This is a genomic window from Bradyrhizobium sp. USDA 4532 (assembly GCF_024171315.1).
Lineage (GTDB): Bacteria > Pseudomonadota > Alphaproteobacteria > Rhizobiales > Xanthobacteraceae > Bradyrhizobium > Bradyrhizobium australafricanum.
Genome location: NZ_JALJZN010000001.1, coordinates 4623314 through 4638405 on the forward strand (window position 1 = coordinate 4623314; position 15092 = coordinate 4638405).

Sequence of the window (15092 nt, forward strand, 5' to 3'; positions counted from 1 at the left end):
AATCCAAGGAAGGCCGTGAACGAACCCTCCCCGCTGCTGGATGAGATCAGGAAGCTGATCAAGCTGTCCGGGCCGATGCCGGTCTGGCGCTACATGGAATTGTGCCTGATGCATCCGCGGTACGGCTACTATCTGTCGCGTGATCCGCTCGGCCGCGAGGGCGATTTCACCACGGCGCCCGAGGTCAGCCAGATGTTCGGCGAACTGCTCGGGCTGTGGAGCGCCTCGATCTGGCGCGCGATCGGCTCGCCGGAGACGTTCCGCCTGATCGAGCTCGGGCCCGGCCGCGGCACCATGATGTCCGACGCGCTGCGTGCGCTGCGCGTGCTGCCGCCGCTCTACCAGTCGCTCAGCATCCACCTCGTCGAGGTCAACCCGGTGCTGCGCGAGAAGCAGTACGCCACGCTGACGGGCGTGCGCAACATCACCTGGCACGATAGCATCGACGACGTGCCCGAGGGACCGGCGGTGATCCTCGCCAACGAATATTTCGACGTGCTGCCGATCCACCAGATGGTCCGCCGCGAGACCGGCTGGCACGAGCGGACGGTCGGGATGGATGCCAATGGCAACCTGTATTTCGCGCCCGCGCCCGAGCCGACACCGCATTTCGAGGTGCTGCTGCCGCCGCTGGTGCGCGCCGCGCCACTCGGGGCAGTGTTCGAATGGCGGCCCGACAACGAGATCATGAAGCTCGCCACGCGGCTGCGCGACCAGGACGGCGCCGCGCTGATCATCGATTACGGCCATCTGCGCAGCGACGCCGGCGACACCTTCCAGGCGATCGCGCGCCACAGCTTCGCCGACCCGCTGAAGAACCCCGGACAGGCCGACGTGACCGCGCATGTCGATTTCCAGGCCCTGGCGCGGGCCGCCGAGGATGTCGGCGCGCGCGTCCACGGACCGGCGACGCAGGGCGACTTCCTCAAGCGTCTCGGCGTCGAGGCCCGTGCCGCCGGGCTGATGGCGAAAGCAAGCCCCGAAGTATCCGCCGACGTTGCCGGTGCGCTGAAGCGGCTGACCGATTCCGGGCGCGGCGGGATGGGCTCGATGTTCAAGGTCATGGCCATCTCCGACCCGCGCCTCACCTCGATCGCCGGATTGAGCGATCAGCCTGACGAGACCGAACAATGACATTGGGATCACCGCTGCTGTCGGCCATTCCGGGCCTGCGCCATGCCTTCTTCTCGCGCGAGGGCGGCGTGTCGGAGGGCATCTATGCCGCCCTCAATGGCGGGCTCGGCTCGCGCGACGATCCGGCCAAGGTCGCGGAGAACCGGCGGCGGATGGCGGCGCAGCTCGGCGTGCCGCTCGATCACCTCGTCAGCGTGCATCAGGTTCACTCGCCTGACGTCGTGGCCGTGACCGGTCCATGGAATGGCGCCGTGCGCCCGAAGGCGGACGCGCTTGTCACGCGCACCGAGGGCCTTGCGATTTCGGTCACGACGGCCGACTGCGGCCCGATCCTGTTCGTCGATCCCAATGCGCGGGTGATCGGCGCGGCGCATGCCGGCTGGAAGGGCGCGCTGACCGGCGTGCTGGAATCGACCATCGACGCGATGGAGAAGCTCGGCGCCGAGCGCGGCGGCATCGTCGCCGCCATCGGCCCGCTTATCCGCAAGGAATCCTACGAGGTCGGCAACGAATTCGTCGAACGCTTCATCGAGGCCGATGCGGAGAACGGCATGTTCTTCATGCCCGCCGAACGCGACGGACACGCGATGTTCGATCTTGCCGGCTTCATCCGCATGCGGCTGGAAAATGCCGGCGTGCTGATGATCGACGATCTCGGCATCGACACCTATTCCGACGAGCGCTGCTTCAGCTACCGCCGCTCCGTGCACCGCAAGGAAGCCGATTACGGCCGGCTCGTTCACGCCATCGCGCTGGAACGGCCGGCGTAATCATCGACCATGCGCGAGCGCCACGAAGCGGGGTTCACCCGTTAACAGCTGCCGACGGCCTGATAGTAGAATACTGTTCCGCCTGCGCCGTCCGATTCGACGTAAACGTCGTACAGCGTGCCTCCGCCGCATTCCTGCCCTCCATAGGAGGAGCCCGGCGCCCGCGCAATGAGACCGCCTGCCGAATCCGATCCCCGCATTCGCATGAGCCGGTTGAACGCCGATCGCCTGAGTGCGGAGGTCTTGTCACCGGACGCCACGAGCGTGCCGGCCTTCGTGCGTGCGAAGGTTTCGATGATGACGAAAGCATCCCGCGCCAGGTGATACTCGTACAGGGCTTCTCCAGCCTTGTTCTTGCCTTTTGCGGCCACGCGCTTGCGAACGTCACCATCCAGCAGCCAGACGATCGGGCCGTCCGGATCGTCGCAGGGACAAGGATCGGTTACACAAACGCACGAGGACAGCAAAACCGGAGAATATCCCTTCAGCCTCAGTGGATGGTCCCCCGGGAGGTCGAGCGGGGCGGCGGCTATCGTGGTCGTGTCGGCTGCGGCAAATTGCTTTTCGAGTTCGTCGGCATAGGATGGCATGACAACTATCTCCTGAAACCTAAAATTGCATAAGTATCGATGAATGCCTAAACCGGTTGTCGGTCTGGCGGTATGCGCTGCTTCACATTTTCAGGCGAATTTTGTCTGACGGGAAACAAACCCGAATGTCGCGGCTGGATCGCGGATATGCGCTGCACGACGCTGGTCGCCATGAGATGCGCGGCCAAACCGCCGACGTCTCAGAGCCGGAAAATCCGCTCAGGTTGGTGGCGTCGTACGGCAACATGACGGAGCACGGAATTCGATCCTGGCGCGGCGCTTGAACCGTCGACTGTTAAGCGCTGTGGCCGTCCTGCCCTAGACGTTAAGCCGTTTTAACGATATCGCAGGACGCAATGAGGGAAGCGTCGAACCGCCAGTTTCAAACTGGGACAGCCGTGCGTGCCGCGATCGCATGCTCGTGGCTCGCGATCGCGTGCGCGCTTGGCGGCTGCGCGGCCGGCGGCAACGTGGCCGATTCCTACGCCATGGCCACGCCGGCAAGCAGCGGCGCAACGGTTGCGTTCGAATCGATCGACGGCCCGCCGCCCCAGGTGTTCGACCGCATGGTCGGCGTGCTCGACAGCGAGTCCAAGCTGCGCAGCCTGTCGATCGTGTCGCGCCAGGGCGCTGCCGCCTATCGCGTGCGCAGCTATCTGTCGGCTCAGGTGGTGCGCGGCCGCACCATGATCGCGTGGGTGTGGGACGTCTACGACAGCAACCAGCAACGCGCGCTGCGGCTCTCCGGCGAGGAGCCCGCCGGCAAGGCCGGCCGCGACGCGTGGGCCGCCGCCGACGACCTGGTGCTGCGCAAGATCGCCCAGGCCGGCCTCAGCGGCCTGTCCGGCATGATCAATGGCGGCCCGGCGGACGGCCCCGCGCCCGCCCCGGCACCGGACCTCCGCGGGCCCACGGTGGCAAGCGCCCCGGCCGCCGCCGCGCCCGAGACCGTGGCGCTCGGCTATTCCGCCGACTAAACCCCGTTATCGCCCGGGGAAATGCGTTTTTTGCCCAGGAAAACGGCGGCCAAGCCCGGCTAATGGGTTGCCATCGGATGCGCCTGCCTGATATTCCCTCGCGCACCGAAAACCCGCCGGTTCTGTAAGGACTTGAGATGCTGAACGTCGTATCCAGCAAGGCGCGGGGGGAAGCATCGATGTCGGCAAAGAACGGATCAATCAAACTCGTCGCCGGCAACTCCAATCCTGCGCTGGCGCAGGACATCGCCAAGGGACTTGGCATCGAACTGACCAAGGCCGTGGTCCGGCGCTTCGCCGACATGGAGATCTTCGTCGAGATCCAGGAGAACGTCCGCGGCTCGGACATGTTCATCCTGCAGTCGACGTCGTTTCCGGCCAACGACAATCTGATGGAACTGTTGATCATCACCGACGCGCTGCGCCGTTCCTCGGCGCGCCGCATCACCGCGGTGGTGCCCTATTTCGGTTATGCCAGGCAGGATCGCAGGTCCGGCTCGCGTACGCCGATCTCGGCCAAGCTCGTCGCCAACCTGATCTCGCACGCCGGCGTCGACCGCGTCATGACGCTCGACCTGCATGCCGGCCAGATCCAGGGCTTCTTCGACATCCCGACCGACAACCTGTTCGCGGCGCCCCTGATGGTGCGCGACATCAAAGAAAAGTTCGACCTCGCCAAGGTGATGGTGGTGTCGCCCGACGTCGGCGGCGTGGCGCGTGCCCGCGGCCTCGCCAAGCGCATCAACACCCCGCTCGCCATCGTCGACAAGCGCCGCGAGCGCCCCGGCGAGTCCGAGGTGATGAACGTGATCGGCGACGTCGCCGGCTACAACTGCATCCTGGTCGACGACATCGTCGATTCCGGCGGCACTCTGGTGAATGCGGCCGAGGCGCTGATCGCGCACGGCGCCAAGGAAGTCTCGGCCTACATCACCCACGGCGTGCTGTCCGGCGGCGCCGCCGCGCGCATCGCCTCGTCGCGTCTGAAGGAACTGGTCATCACCGACTCGATCCTGCCGACGGAAGCCGTCAACAAGGCACCGAACATCCGCCAGATCTCGATCGCCGGACTGATTGCCGAAGCGATCGGCCGCACCGCGGCGGAAGAGTCGGTTTCCAGCCTGTTCGATTAAGCCCCACTGTCGTCCCGGCGAAAGCCGGGATCCATAACCACAGGCCTCCATTGTGGAGAGCCACTGTGGCCCCAGCTTTCGTGACAACAAACATTCGTGGTTATGGGTCCCTGCCTTCGCAGGGACGACACCAAGTATGTGGCGCCAGACGCGTTAGAACCCCGGCCGTGGAACGTGGCTCATCAGCGTCCGCGCATAGCCGCCATCGACGATGATCTCCTCACCATTGACGTATGACGAGCGGTCGCTGGCTAGGAACAGGGTCGCGTCCGCCATGTCCTGCGGTGCGCCGATCCGGCGCATCGGCACCACGGCGGTGCGCCGCTCGGTGACCCCTGGCGTGTCGTAGAAGGCCTGGCTCATCGGCGTCACGACAAGGCCGGGGCTCACCACATTGCTGCGGATGCCATGCGGCCCCCATTCGGCGGCGAGTTGCTGCGAGAGCATGACGACCGCGGCCTTGCTGACGCTGTAGGCGCCGCTCTGCCCCTGCGCATTGCTGGCAGCGATCGAGGCGACGTGGATGAGGCTGCCGCGTCCGGCCTTGCGCATCTGGTGGCCGAACGCCTGGGCGCAGATGAAATAGCCGGTGAGATTGACCGCCAGCACCGCATTCCACTCCGCGAGCGGCAGCGTGTCGAGCTCGCCCGGGCGCAGCACCGCCGCGGTGTTGACGAGGATGTCGCAAGCGCCGAGCGTGCGCGCGACGGCGTCGGCGGCTGCCGCGACATTGTCCTCGCTGGTCGTGTCGCAGGTCGCGACGAGATGACCGTCGCCGAACTCGCCAAGCTTTGCCTTGGTCTCCGCGAGGGAGCGCTCGTCGCGATCGAGCGCGGCGACCCTGGCGCCGGCCCGCGCGAAACTGACCGCGGTAGCGCGGCCGATACCGCCGCCTCCGCCGGTGACGACGGCAACGCGGCCCGACAGGCCGAGCCAGTCGGAGGAATGTTGTTCGGTCATGGGGCGCCTCCCGCGCGTTTTGGTTTTATGCCGCAAGCATAACCGAACGCGCCGCGGGCGAGAGCGATCCCGGCACGCATGCCGGAATCGCTTTTCCGCCGATGCTAGCCGGGAATCCCCGCCGCGACCTGGCCGCGCAGACGCTCGAGGCTGAGCAGCGTGTTGGCGCAGGCTTCCGCGACCTCGATCCCCTTGATGACGAAGTGCTTGCGGAAGAACTCGTAATGCACCTCGGTCTCGTGGAATTGCTGCGGCGTCAGCACCGCCGAGAACACCGGCACCTCGGTGCGCAATTGCACATCCATCAACGCCTTGATCACGGTGTCGGCGACGAATTCGTGGCGGTAGATGCCGCCATCGACGACGAGCCCGGCCGCGACGATCGCGGTGTAGCGGCGGGTCTTCGCCAGCAGCTGGGCATGCAGCGGGATCTCGAACGAGCCCGGCACCTCGAACACATCGACATTGGTGATGTGCCTCGCCTCGATCTCCTTCAGGAAGGAGATGCGGCACTCTTCCACCACGTCCCGATGCCAGGACGACTGTACGAAGGCAACACGCTGCGGCTTTGCGAAGTGCGGATGCTCCGGCGTCGGCGGAATGGCCGGCGTATCGGGAGCGCTTTCTGCCTGGGGGGTTTGGACTTGAGAAGCTTGAACGTCTTGGTCTTGCAACATCTGATTCATGGCTTTCCTCTTTCAGGACCAGAATCAGGGCACACGGACAACGACACGAGCCCACGCGAAAATCGCGTTGGCTGCCGCAACCGTTCTCTTTCATCCGGACTGTAACCGTCGGCTTCGGAATTGCACCGAATCTGCTGACCCTTCTCCCGGCTTCGCGGAGGAAGGCGCTCGCGGGCTTGGGCTCATCACCCTTACCGCCGGTGGGGATTTTCACCCCGCCCTGAGAACTCGGCACGCCCGGGATGGACGTGCCTGAGACGAAATATGACCAAAGCGCGACAGCCGGGCAAGGCCTTTGGCATGGGGAAACGGCATGTCCCCATGAGCGCGTTGCGGCTCTGCGAGGTTGATGCGAGGGCCCGACAGCTGATTCACAGGCGCGGCGAAGCGCCGGCAAATGGTTAACAAAGCGTTACGCAAACGCTTAGATTCCGATTTGTTCTCAAAATCACAGATGTGGCGGAGATCAGCTGTGGACGATGCGCGCTTTGGCTGTGGACGGACTCGGCGTGCGGTTGCGCGGATTCCGCAAATCACATCACTTCATCGGCGTCAGGTCCAGGGGCATCCGGAAGCCCGGTCAAGGAACTGCACTCGGCCACGACGCAGTATGTCGCAAGTGCCGGCTTCCGTGTGCGTATCAAGCGATCATAAGAACAAGGTCCGAGACGGCATGTCCCTCCTCGAAAGCATTATCGATTCCCGGAATAACCCGCTTGCGGTGGTCGAAGATATCGCCACCGACAACAACTGGGCGTTCGAGCGTTCCGGCGAAGACGAGGTGACGATCGTCTCCAAGGGAGACTGGATCGATTATCAGCTCTCGTTCACCTGGATGGGCGAGATCGAGGCGCTGCATCTCGCCTGCGCCTTCGACATGAAGATGCCGCAGGCGCGCCGCGCCGAGGTGCAGCGGCTGGTCGCCGCGATCAACGAACAATTGTGGGTCGGCCATTTCGATCTGTGGACCCACACCGGCATGGTGATGCACCGTCAGGCGCTGGTGCTGCCCGGCGGCCTCACCGCCTCCACCGCGCAGTGCGAGGCCATGGTGGTCAACGCAATCCACGCCTGCGAGCGCTACTACCCGGCGTTCCAGTTCGTGGTGTGGGCCGGCAAGTCGACCGCCGAGGCGATGGCCGCGGCGATGTTCGATACCGAGGGCGAGGCGTAAGGGTTTCGCTCCAGCGCTCCCACACGCTCGGTGTCGTCCCGGCGAAGGCCGGCAACTGTTATGTTGGTTTGGTCTGCAGGTACGGCTTTCGGTCTCGCATCATGGCATTGAGGACCGTCAACAGCTTCCTGGCGACGGCGATGAGGGCGAGTTTGGCTGGTTTTCCGGCCTGTCGCAGTCGTGCATAGAAGGCCTTGAACGGATCAGCCCTGCGAATTGCGTTGAGGGCCGCCATATAAAGGGCGTCACGAACGCGCTTTCGGCCGCCCGCAATTTTGCGCTTGCCGCGGAAGGCGCCGCTGTCGACGTTGAAGGGAGCAAGGCCAGTTGAAGGGAGCAAGGCCAGCAAGCGCTGCGAGTTGTTTCGGTCCGACCCGCCCGAGTTCCGGCATCTGGGCGATGAGCTGCATGCAGGCCACCGGACCCACGCCGGGCAGCGAACGCATTAACTTCGCATCGTCCGCGATCTCCGCTTCGGCTTTAATCAAGGCGCCGATGTCGGCCTCGATCTCGGCGATCTCGCTGTCGAGGACCTCGATGAGGCGGCCAATGCGTTCGGCCATTGCACGATCGTCGGCCTCGCTGCGCCGGTTCTTCTCCTGGGCGCGCATGAGGACCAGCTGATCCCGCCGTTTTGCAAGCCTCGCCAAGGCGCCCCGTGCAGGATCGGCGACCTGCTCGGGGGCGGGCTGCATGGCCCGCGCAAAGGCCGCCAGCATCCGCGCATCGATCGGATCGGTCTTGGCCAGCAGGCCGCTAGCCCGTGCAAAGTCGCGGGCACGGGCCGGGTTGATCCGTGCGAACTGGATCCCGGCCTGACGCAGCGCCTCGCGCAGCGCGAGGTCATAGATACCCGTCGCCTCGAAGACGACCAGCACATCGCATTGCCAACGCGCCACCTGCTGTGTGATGGCCTGTGTCGCGTTGGCAATGCGCCTCGGCACGCCGTCAGCCTCATCAAAGATATCGAGGTGCTTCTTGGAGATGTCGATTCCGACGTAACGAAGAGCTATGGTCACGGTGCCTGTCCCTGTGATGCGAGGTCTGTTGCTGCAGCCTCGTGCAACTGTTCAGGTTGATAGATGGAACGGGCGGGACACCGAGCCGGCTCACGGCGTCAAGCGCCAAGGACCCAACGGCTTCCCGCCCACCCACATCCTGACAGACTTCCAAGACACAGGGACCCATACTCCGCGGCCCCTGGGCTTAAGCAAACTGCTTGTGGCTGATCGCGTGCCTCACTAGAACCGCCTGTGGTTATGGGTCCCGGCCTTCGCCGGGACGACGTGAGAGTTTGCGGAGTCACCTGTGAGCACATCCAACAGCGCACTGACGAATACTTCCGGCACCATCGCGCTCGCGGGCGCGGGCAAGATGGGCGGCGCCATGCTGACCGGCTGGCTCGCGCAGGGCCTTGCACCCGAGCGCGTCGCGGTGATCGACCCGCATCTCTCGCCGGAGATTTCCGCGCTTGCCGCAAAGGGCGTGCGGCTCAATCCGCAGGCGAAGGATCTCGGCACGGTCGACACGCTTGTCGTCGCGGTGAAGCCGCAATCGTTCCGCGACGCCGGCGCCGCACTGAAATCCTTCGTCGGTCCCTCGACACTCGTCGTCTCGATCATGGCCGGCACGACCACGTCAGCGCTGGAAGAGGTTGTCGGCGGCGCGGTGGTGCGCGCGATGCCGAACACGCCGGCAGCGATCGGCCGCGGCATCACCGTCGCTGTACCGTCGAAGCGCGTCACCGCCGCGCAGCGCGCGATGACCGATGCGCTGCTGAAAGCGACCGGGCTCGTCGAATGGGTCGACGATGAGAGCCTGATGGACGCGGTGACCGCGGTCTCCGGCTCGGGCCCTGCCTATGTGTTCCTGCTCGCCGAGGAGCTGGCGCGCGCCGGCGTTGCGGCCGGCCTGCCCGAGCAGCTTGCGACCACGCTGGCGCGGGCGACCATCGCCGGCTCCGGCGAATTGCTGCATCGCTCGGATCTGCCGTCGGCGACCCTGCGGCAGAACGTCACCTCGCCCGGCGGCACCACCGCCGCGGCGCTCGAGGTGCTGATGGCCAATGACGGCATGCAGCCACTGATGACCCGCGCGATTGCCGCCGCGGCAAGGCGCTCAAGGGAATTGGCGAAGTAGCGCATGCACCGTCATTGCCGGGCTTGACCCGGCAATCCATCGAACAAGGACGCTTTCTTCCTTAATGGATGCGCGGGTCAGGCCCGCGCATGACGAGTTCGCCGGACCAACGACACAGGCCGCCTACTGCGCCGAACCCGACGTCCCGGCCAGCCGCTTGTTGAAGCTTTCGACATTGATCAGACCGCGGGCGTGGCGGCCTTCGCCGAGCTTGCGCGTGCCCTCAAAGGCCTCGACCTCGAAGCGGATCACGCGGCGCTCGACCGCGATCACTTTTGAGGTCGTCCGCACGGTGGCGCCGACCAGCGCGGCGGCGAGATGGCGGATATCGACCTCGGTCCCGACCGTGACCCAGCCGGGCTGCAGCGCGGCGCGAATGGCATCGCCCGACGCCATCTCCATTTCGAGGATCATCATCGGCGTCGCATAGACCATCGGCATGCCCGGCACGAAGTGACCGACGGTGCGCTCCGGCGGCACCACGAGCATGCGCTCGGCGCTCATGCCGATCCTGATGAAATCGCGTGCGTCCATGGATGCCTTGCTCGTCATTCCGGGGCACGCGAAGCGTGAACCCGGAATCTGGAGATTTTGATCGAGATCCCCGGCTCGCGCTAATGCGCGCCCCGGGATGACGCGCTTTCGCGCGTCACTTCTTCGCCGCAGCCGCGCGCTCGACGAACGACTTGCCGCCCTTCATCTTGTGATGCAGCGGCGCTTCGTTGATCTGGATCACGACCGCGTCGGCATCGACGCCGAGATTCTTCACCAGTGCCTGGGTGATGTCGCGCATCATGCCGAGCTTCTGCTCGTCGGTGCGGCCGGCGGCCATGCTCACGGTGATCTCAGGCATTGTTGCTCTCCCTCTTGTTGTCGCCATGGCCGGGCTCCTCCCGGTCATTCACGTCGCCGCGCATCAAACAAGAGGTGGATGCCCGGCACAAGGCCGGGCATGACGTCACAAGCGAATGGCTATCCCCACGCCACGTCATGCCGCGCCAGGACCTCGCGGACCCTGGCGACCAGATCGGCCTCCGCGCAGGAGAACTGCGCCGGACGCGTCTCACGCCATTCTTGGTTGGAGGCGATCGCAGCTGCGGCCTTGGCGCCTTCGATCAAATCCTTGATCTGCACCTCGCCGCGCGCCTTCTCGTCCGAGCCCTGGATGATCACGCAGGGCGAGTTGCGGCGATCGGCATATTTGAGCTGGTTGCCCATGTTCTTCGGATTGCCGAGATAGAGCTCGGCGCGGATGCCGGCCTGGCGCAACTGCGCGACCATCTTCTGGTAGTCGGCGACACGATCGCGGTCGAACACGGTGACGACGACAGGGCCGAACTCGGCCCGCGTGTCGAGCTCGCCGAGCATCGTCAGCGCCGCCTGCAGGCGCGACACCCCGATCGAGAAGCCCGTTGCCGGCACCGGCTCGCCGCGGAAGCGCGAGACCAGGCCGTCATAGCGGCCACCGCCACCAACCGAGCCGAATCGCACCGGGCGCCCCTTCTCGTCCTTGGTGTCGAGCAGCAGCTCAACCTCGTAGACCGGGCCGGTGTAGTATTCGAGGCCGCGAACAACGGTGGGATCGATGCGGATGCGATCCGCGCCATAGCCGGACGCCGCGACCAGCTTGGCGATCTCCTCGAGCTCGCTCACGCCGGCCTGACCAACTTCGCTCTTCGCCAGATAGGTCTCCGCCGCAGCAATCGCCTCTCGCCAATCGTCGCGCTGCTGCGTGACGGCCAGGACGATATCGGCATCCGCGGGGCTCAGGTCGGCGCCCTTGGTAAAGTCGCCCTTGCCTTCTTCGCCGCCATCCCATCGTCCGGGACCAAGCAGCTTGCGAACCTCGTCGGCGGGAAATTTGTCCAGCTTGTCGATCGCGCGCAGCACCGTGAGACGGCGGCCCGCATTCTCCTCACCGCCGAGGCCGATCGCCTCGAGCACGCCGTCGAGCACCTTGCGGTTGTTCACCTTCACGACATAGGAGCCGCGCGGAATGCCGAGCGCTTCCATCGTGTCGGCCGCCATCATGCAAATCTCGGCGTCGGCCGCCGGCGTCGCCGAGCCGACCGTGTCGGCGTCGAACTGCATGAACTGGCGGAAGCGGCCGGGACCGGGCTTCTCGTTGCGGAAGACATAGCCGAACCGATACGACCGATAAGGCTTCGGCAGCGCGTCGAAGTTTTCCGCGACATAGCGCGCCAGCGGCGCGGTGAGATCGTAGCGCAGCGATATCCACTGCTCGTCATCGTCCTGGAACGAGAACACGCCCTCATTGGGCCGGTCCTGGTCGGGCAGGAACTTGCCGAGCGCGTCGGTGTATTCCATCGCCGGCGTCTCCACCGGCTCGAAGCCGTAGAGCTCGTAGACGGCGCGGATCTTCTCGACCATCGCCCGCGTGGCATTGATCGCGGCCGGGCCGCGATCTTCCAGCCCGCGCGGCAGGCGCGCCTTCAGTTTCTGGGGTTTTTTGGGTTTCTCGGCCATGTCATGCGCTGCAAGGTCTGTAAGCCGCGGTAGCTTACAAAGATACGCCGGGTTACCAGCCGAGGCGGCGCGGAGCAAGGCATCCGGCCGCTCTTACCTCGCCCCGCTTGCGGGGAGAGGTCGGAATTCAAGCGTAGCTTGAATTCCGGGTGAGGGGGACTCTCCGCGAGCCGTGCTCTTACCATGTTTGCGCAAGCAGCCCCTCACGCCACCCTCTCCCCGCAAGAGCGGGGCGAGGGAGCGAGAGAGAGTGCCTACCGTACAGCCCGCGCGTCAGGCGACGTTCCTGATCCAGTTATGCGGGTCGTTGGTGCGACCGTACTGGATGTCGACCAGCTTCTTGCGCAGGCCCATGGCGACCGGGCCGGCCACGCCGCCGCTGATCTGGAAGTCGCCGCTCGCCGAGCACACCTTGCCGATCGGCGAAATGACGGCCGCGGTGCCGCAGGCGAACGCCTCCTTCAGCTTGCCGCTGGCGGCGTCAGCGCGCCATTGCTGGATCGTATAGGGCTCCTCGCGCACGCGCGTGCCGGCATCCTTGGCAAGCGCGATGATCGAGTCGCGGGTGATGCCGGGCAGGATGGTGCCGAGCGGCGGCGTCAGCAGCGAGCCGTCGTCGAATGCGAAGAACACGTTCATGCCGCCGAGCTCCTCGATGTAGCGGCGCTCGACCGCATCGAGGAACACGACCTGGTCGCAGCCCCGTTCGATCGCCTCGGCCTGCGCGCGCAGGCTGGCGGCGTAGTTGCCGCCGCACTTGACGGCGCCGGTGCCGCCGATCGCGGCGCGCGTGTAATTCTCCGACACCCAGATCGACACCGGCGCAGGGCCGCCCTTGAAATAGGAGCCGACCGGCGAGGCGATGACCGAGAAGATGTATTCGGCCGACGGCTTCACGCCGAGGAAGACCTCGCTCGCGATCATGAAGGGCCGCAGATAGAGACTGCCCTCGCCGCCCGGGATCCAGGCGCGATCGATCCGCACCAGCTGCTCGACTGCATCGATGAACAAATTCTCGGGCAACGGCGCCATCGCCATGCGCTCGGCCGAATCATGGAAGCGGCGGGCATTGGCGTCCGGCCGAAACAGGTTCACGCCGCCGTCGTCGCGCTTGTAGGCCTTGAGGCCTTCGAAAATTTCCTGGGCGTAGTGCAGCACCGCGCCGGCCGGATCGAGCGGAAAATTCGCGCGGGCCTCGACGCGGGCGCTGTGCCAGCCCTTGCCCTGGCTGTAGCGGACGATCGCCATGTGATCGGTAAAGACCCGGCCGAAGCCGGGGTCCACGAGCTTCGCCGCGCGATCCTTGTCGGACGTCGCATTCGGCGAAGGCTGGATGTCAAATTTCAAAGTCATTTTTCTTGCTTTCCGCTGTCGGAACCGGCGCGATACCCGGCGCCGGCCTGTTTCCCCCGGAGCCATCAGGCTCGGCTGGCCCGAACTTCACCACCGCCGGCCACGCCGCCGGCTTCCATCGCCAACATGCCGTTTAGACATGCTTTTGCGGAATGCTGAAGTCCAGTATGTTTGCCGAAATGCCGCTCGACAATCGCACGGTAGTCCAATTTGCGGCCCAAACCGCCTCACAGGCTCGTTCAGGCCGCCTTAAACGCTGTCGAGGACAAAACGACCTAATGTTTCGTCGTGACAGGCAGTTTTGTAACATTGAACCCAAGATACGTCAATATGACTGACATAAATTTCTCAGGCATGGCTGCCAAGCCCGATTCGCAGGGAGACGACAACGCCCCGGCGGCGGGGGCGCGCGACCTGCGCTGGGATATCATCGAGCTGTTGTTCTTCGCCTACCGCGACTTTGTCGGCGATGCCGACCAGGAGCTGGAGGCGTTCGGCTTCGGCCGCGCCCACCACCGCGTCATCCACTTCGTTACCCGCTATCCGGGGCTGAAGGTCGCCGACCTGCTCGACGTCCTGCGCATCACCAAGCAGTCGCTCGGGCGCGTGCTCAAGCAGCTCCTGGACGAGGGCTACATCGTGCAGAAGACCGGCAACAACGACCGCCGGCAGCGCCTGCTCTACGCCACACCGAAGGGCGAGGCGCTGGTCGCCAAGCTCGCGGGGCTGCAGACCGACCGCATCAACCGCGCGGTCGCCGGCATCGATCCGGCCGGCGTCGAGACGGTTCGCCAATTCCTCCGCGCGATGATCGACCGCGACGATCCCGACAAGGTGCTCGAAGCGATCTTCGGCGGCGGCAGAAAAACGAGGGAGTGAGCTGGTGCAGGCTGCAACCATGATGCGCGCGCCGGTCGAGCCGGCCGACGACGCGCCGCATCTTCTGCTGGTCGACGACGACCGCCGCATTCGCGACCTGTTGTCGCGCTTTCTCTCCGGCGAAGGCTACCGGGTCACGACGGCAATGAGCGCCACCGATGCGCGCGCCAAGCTGCTCGGGCTGCATTTCGACCTGCTGATCCTCGACGTGATGATGCCCGGCGAGAACGGCTTCGACCTCGCCCGCTTCATCCGCAGCTCCTCGACGGTGCCGATCATCATGCTGACCGCCCGCCACGAGGCGGAAGCCCGCATCGAGGGCCTGCAGATCGGCGCCGACGATTATGTCGCCAAGCCATTCGAGCCGCGCGAGCTGGTACTCCGGATCGGCAATATCCTCAAGCGCACCGCGCCGCCGCAGGTCGCGGTCGTCGAGCAGATCGCGTTCGGCCCCTATATTTTCCACATCGAGCGCAGCGAACTGCGTCAGGGCGAGGAGATCATCCACCTCACCGATCGCGAGCGCGAGATGCTGCGCATCCTCGCCAGCGCGCCCGGCGAGACCGTGCCGCGCGCCGAGTTGACCTCCGGCGGCACCGTCAACGAACGCGCGGTCGACGTGCAGATCAACCGCCTGCGCCGCAAGATCGAGCACGATCCTGCCAATCCGCTGTTTCTGCAGGCGGTGCGCGGCATCGGCTATCGCCTGGTGGCTTCGCCCTGAGCATGACCCAGAAAGTAGCCCGCATGAGCGAAGCGATATGCGGGGTTGGCAAGCCCCGGATATCGCTCGCTCATCCGGGCTACGAA

17 protein-coding genes and 1 riboswitch are annotated in these 15092 nt (G+C 65.4%); of the genes, 8 read left to right on the forward strand and 9 right to left on the reverse strand.

Annotated elements, in window-relative coordinates; translation table 11 throughout:
- The first annotated feature begins 75 nt into the window (after positions 1–75).
- A complete protein-coding gene (locus J2R76_RS21095; RefSeq protein WP_168856587.1) occupies positions 76–1134 on the forward strand; it encodes a class I SAM-dependent methyltransferase in 1059 nt (352 codons plus the stop codon).
- Positions 1131–1904, forward strand: coding sequence for a peptidoglycan editing factor PgeF (pgeF, locus tag J2R76_RS21100; protein WP_168856577.1), 774 nt, complete (start codon positions 1131–1133; stop codon positions 1902–1904). The genes J2R76_RS21095 and pgeF overlap by 4 nt, the downstream gene beginning before the upstream one ends.
- A gap of 41 nt (positions 1905–1945) precedes the next feature.
- Here pgeF and J2R76_RS21105 read toward each other — a convergent pair whose 3' ends face one another.
- Positions 1946–2494: a hypothetical protein gene (locus tag J2R76_RS21105; RefSeq protein ID WP_168856576.1), complete on the reverse strand. Its 549-nt coding sequence runs from the start codon at positions 2492–2494 to the stop codon at positions 1946–1948.
- A gap of 356 nt (positions 2495–2850) precedes the next feature.
- Here J2R76_RS21105 and J2R76_RS21110 point away from each other — a divergent pair, with 356 nt between their 5' ends.
- Together J2R76_RS21110 and J2R76_RS21115 are read left to right on the forward strand one after the other, a co-directional pair.
- Positions 2851–3471 (forward strand): hypothetical protein, encoded by a 621-nt coding sequence (locus J2R76_RS21110; RefSeq protein WP_076825524.1) that lies wholly within the window; start codon positions 2851–2853, stop codon positions 3469–3471.
- 179 nt (positions 3472–3650) lie between these two features.
- Positions 3651–4604 (forward strand): ribose-phosphate pyrophosphokinase, encoded by a 954-nt coding sequence (locus J2R76_RS21115; protein ID WP_028344316.1) that lies wholly within the window; start codon positions 3651–3653, stop codon positions 4602–4604.
- 153 nt (positions 4605–4757) lie between these two features.
- Here the strand turns inward: J2R76_RS21115 and J2R76_RS21120 are convergent, their stop codons facing one another.
- On the reverse strand, positions 4758–5564 hold the full coding sequence (locus tag J2R76_RS21120) for an SDR family NAD(P)-dependent oxidoreductase (RefSeq protein ID WP_253624886.1): 807 nt from the start codon (positions 5562–5564) through the stop codon (positions 4758–4760).
- A 104-nt stretch (positions 5565–5668) separates the two neighbouring features.
- Positions 5669–6250 (reverse strand): 6,7-dimethyl-8-ribityllumazine synthase, encoded by a 582-nt coding sequence (locus J2R76_RS21125; protein WP_057016614.1) that lies wholly within the window; start codon positions 6248–6250, stop codon positions 5669–5671.
- Positions 6251–6328: 78 nt separating this feature from the next.
- Positions 6329–6482, reverse strand: a riboswitch (FMN riboswitch).
- Positions 6483–6923: 441 nt separating this feature from the next.
- Between J2R76_RS21125 and J2R76_RS21130 the strand changes: the two genes are divergently transcribed.
- Complete coding sequence (locus tag J2R76_RS21130) at positions 6924–7424, forward strand: YbjN domain-containing protein (protein WP_016844492.1); 501 nt, start codon at positions 6924–6926, stop codon at positions 7422–7424.
- A gap of 58 nt (positions 7425–7482) precedes the next feature.
- Here the strand turns inward: J2R76_RS21130 and J2R76_RS21135 are convergent, their stop codons facing one another.
- Positions 7483–7773 carry a transposase gene (locus J2R76_RS21135; RefSeq protein ID WP_309143550.1) on the reverse strand — a complete coding sequence of 97 codons (291 nt, stop codon included), beginning with the start codon at positions 7771–7773 and terminating at the stop codon, positions 7483–7485.
- Positions 7670–8443, reverse strand: a complete 774-nt coding sequence (locus J2R76_RS21140; RefSeq protein ID WP_253624888.1) for a transposase — start codon at positions 8441–8443, stop codon at positions 7670–7672. The genes J2R76_RS21135 and J2R76_RS21140 overlap by 104 nt, the downstream gene beginning before the upstream one ends.
- Before the next feature lie 355 nt (positions 8444–8798).
- Here J2R76_RS21140 and proC point away from each other — a divergent pair, with 355 nt between their 5' ends.
- Positions 8799–9563 carry a pyrroline-5-carboxylate reductase gene (proC, locus tag J2R76_RS21145; protein WP_253626068.1) on the forward strand — a complete coding sequence of 255 codons (765 nt, stop codon included), beginning with the start codon at positions 8799–8801 and terminating at the stop codon, positions 9561–9563.
- A 123-nt stretch (positions 9564–9686) separates the two neighbouring features.
- Here the strand turns inward: proC and J2R76_RS21150 are convergent, their stop codons facing one another.
- The 4 genes from J2R76_RS21150 to J2R76_RS21165 all read right to left on the reverse strand — a co-directional run bounded on the left by J2R76_RS21150 (position 9687) and on the right by J2R76_RS21165 (position 13403).
- A complete protein-coding gene (locus J2R76_RS21150) occupies positions 9687–10097 on the reverse strand; it encodes a thioesterase family protein (protein ID WP_057016658.1) in 411 nt (136 codons plus the stop codon).
- 115 nt (positions 10098–10212) lie between these two features.
- Positions 10213–10416 (reverse strand): tautomerase family protein, encoded by a 204-nt coding sequence (locus tag J2R76_RS21155; protein WP_018269806.1) that lies wholly within the window; start codon positions 10414–10416, stop codon positions 10213–10215.
- A 119-nt stretch (positions 10417–10535) separates the two neighbouring features.
- Positions 10536–12050 carry a histidine--tRNA ligase gene (gene hisS / locus J2R76_RS21160; RefSeq protein WP_076825529.1) on the reverse strand — a complete coding sequence of 505 codons (1515 nt, stop codon included), beginning with the start codon at positions 12048–12050 and terminating at the stop codon, positions 10536–10538.
- A gap of 273 nt (positions 12051–12323) precedes the next feature.
- Positions 12324–13403: a branched-chain amino acid aminotransferase gene (locus tag J2R76_RS21165; protein ID WP_168856574.1), complete on the reverse strand. Its 1080-nt coding sequence runs from the start codon at positions 13401–13403 to the stop codon at positions 12324–12326.
- Between the two features lie 330 nt (positions 13404–13733).
- On the opposite strand from J2R76_RS21165, the gene J2R76_RS21170 reads away from it, so the two are divergent.
- Together J2R76_RS21170 and J2R76_RS21175 are read left to right on the forward strand one after the other, a co-directional pair.
- Positions 13734–14282, forward strand: a complete 549-nt coding sequence (locus tag J2R76_RS21170; RefSeq protein WP_038375766.1) for a MarR family winged helix-turn-helix transcriptional regulator — start codon at positions 13734–13736, stop codon at positions 14280–14282.
- Positions 14283–14301: 19 nt separating this feature from the next.
- Complete coding sequence (locus J2R76_RS21175; RefSeq protein ID WP_038377300.1) at positions 14302–15006, forward strand: response regulator; 705 nt, start codon at positions 14302–14304, stop codon at positions 15004–15006.
- Positions 15007–15092: the final 86 nt, after the last annotated feature.

What these genes read in the sequence shown, in the direction of transcription:
- pgeF (WP_168856577.1), top strand. Translation starts at nt 1,131, where the DNA reads ATGACATTGGGATCACCGCTGCTGTCGGCCATTCCGGGCCTGCGCCAT.
- J2R76_RS21155 (WP_018269806.1), bottom strand. Translation starts at nt 10,416, where the DNA reads ATGCCTGAGATCACCGTGAGCATGGCCGCCGGCCGCACCGACGAGCAG.
- J2R76_RS21150 (WP_057016658.1), bottom strand. Translation starts at nt 10,097, where the DNA reads ATGGACGCACGCGATTTCATCAGGATCGGCATGAGCGCCGAGCGCATG.
- J2R76_RS21175 (WP_038377300.1), top strand. Translation starts at nt 14,302, where the DNA reads ATGATGCGCGCGCCGGTCGAGCCGGCCGACGACGCGCCGCATCTTCTG.
- J2R76_RS21170 (WP_038375766.1), top strand. Translation starts at nt 13,734, where the DNA reads ATGACTGACATAAATTTCTCAGGCATGGCTGCCAAGCCCGATTCGCAG.
- J2R76_RS21095 (WP_168856587.1), top strand. Translation starts at nt 76, where the DNA reads ATGCCGGTCTGGCGCTACATGGAATTGTGCCTGATGCATCCGCGGTAC.
- hisS (WP_076825529.1), bottom strand. Translation starts at nt 12,050, where the DNA reads ATGGCCGAGAAACCCAAAAAACCCCAGAAACTGAAGGCGCGCCTGCCG.
- proC (WP_253626068.1), top strand. Translation starts at nt 8,799, where the DNA reads ATGGGCGGCGCCATGCTGACCGGCTGGCTCGCGCAGGGCCTTGCACCC.
- J2R76_RS21125 (WP_057016614.1), bottom strand. Translation starts at nt 6,250, where the DNA reads ATGAATCAGATGTTGCAAGACCAAGACGTTCAAGCTTCTCAAGTCCAA.
- J2R76_RS21110 (WP_076825524.1), top strand. Translation starts at nt 2,851, where the DNA reads ATGAGGGAAGCGTCGAACCGCCAGTTTCAAACTGGGACAGCCGTGCGT.
- J2R76_RS21165 (WP_168856574.1), bottom strand. Translation starts at nt 13,403, where the DNA reads ATGACTTTGAAATTTGACATCCAGCCTTCGCCGAATGCGACGTCCGAC.
- J2R76_RS21115 (WP_028344316.1), top strand. Translation starts at nt 3,651, where the DNA reads ATGTCGGCAAAGAACGGATCAATCAAACTCGTCGCCGGCAACTCCAAT.
- J2R76_RS21120 (WP_253624886.1), bottom strand. Translation starts at nt 5,564, where the DNA reads ATGACCGAACAACATTCCTCCGACTGGCTCGGCCTGTCGGGCCGCGTT.
- J2R76_RS21105 (WP_168856576.1), bottom strand. Translation starts at nt 2,494, where the DNA reads ATGCCATCCTATGCCGACGAACTCGAAAAGCAATTTGCCGCAGCCGAC.
- J2R76_RS21130 (WP_016844492.1), top strand. Translation starts at nt 6,924, where the DNA reads ATGTCCCTCCTCGAAAGCATTATCGATTCCCGGAATAACCCGCTTGCG.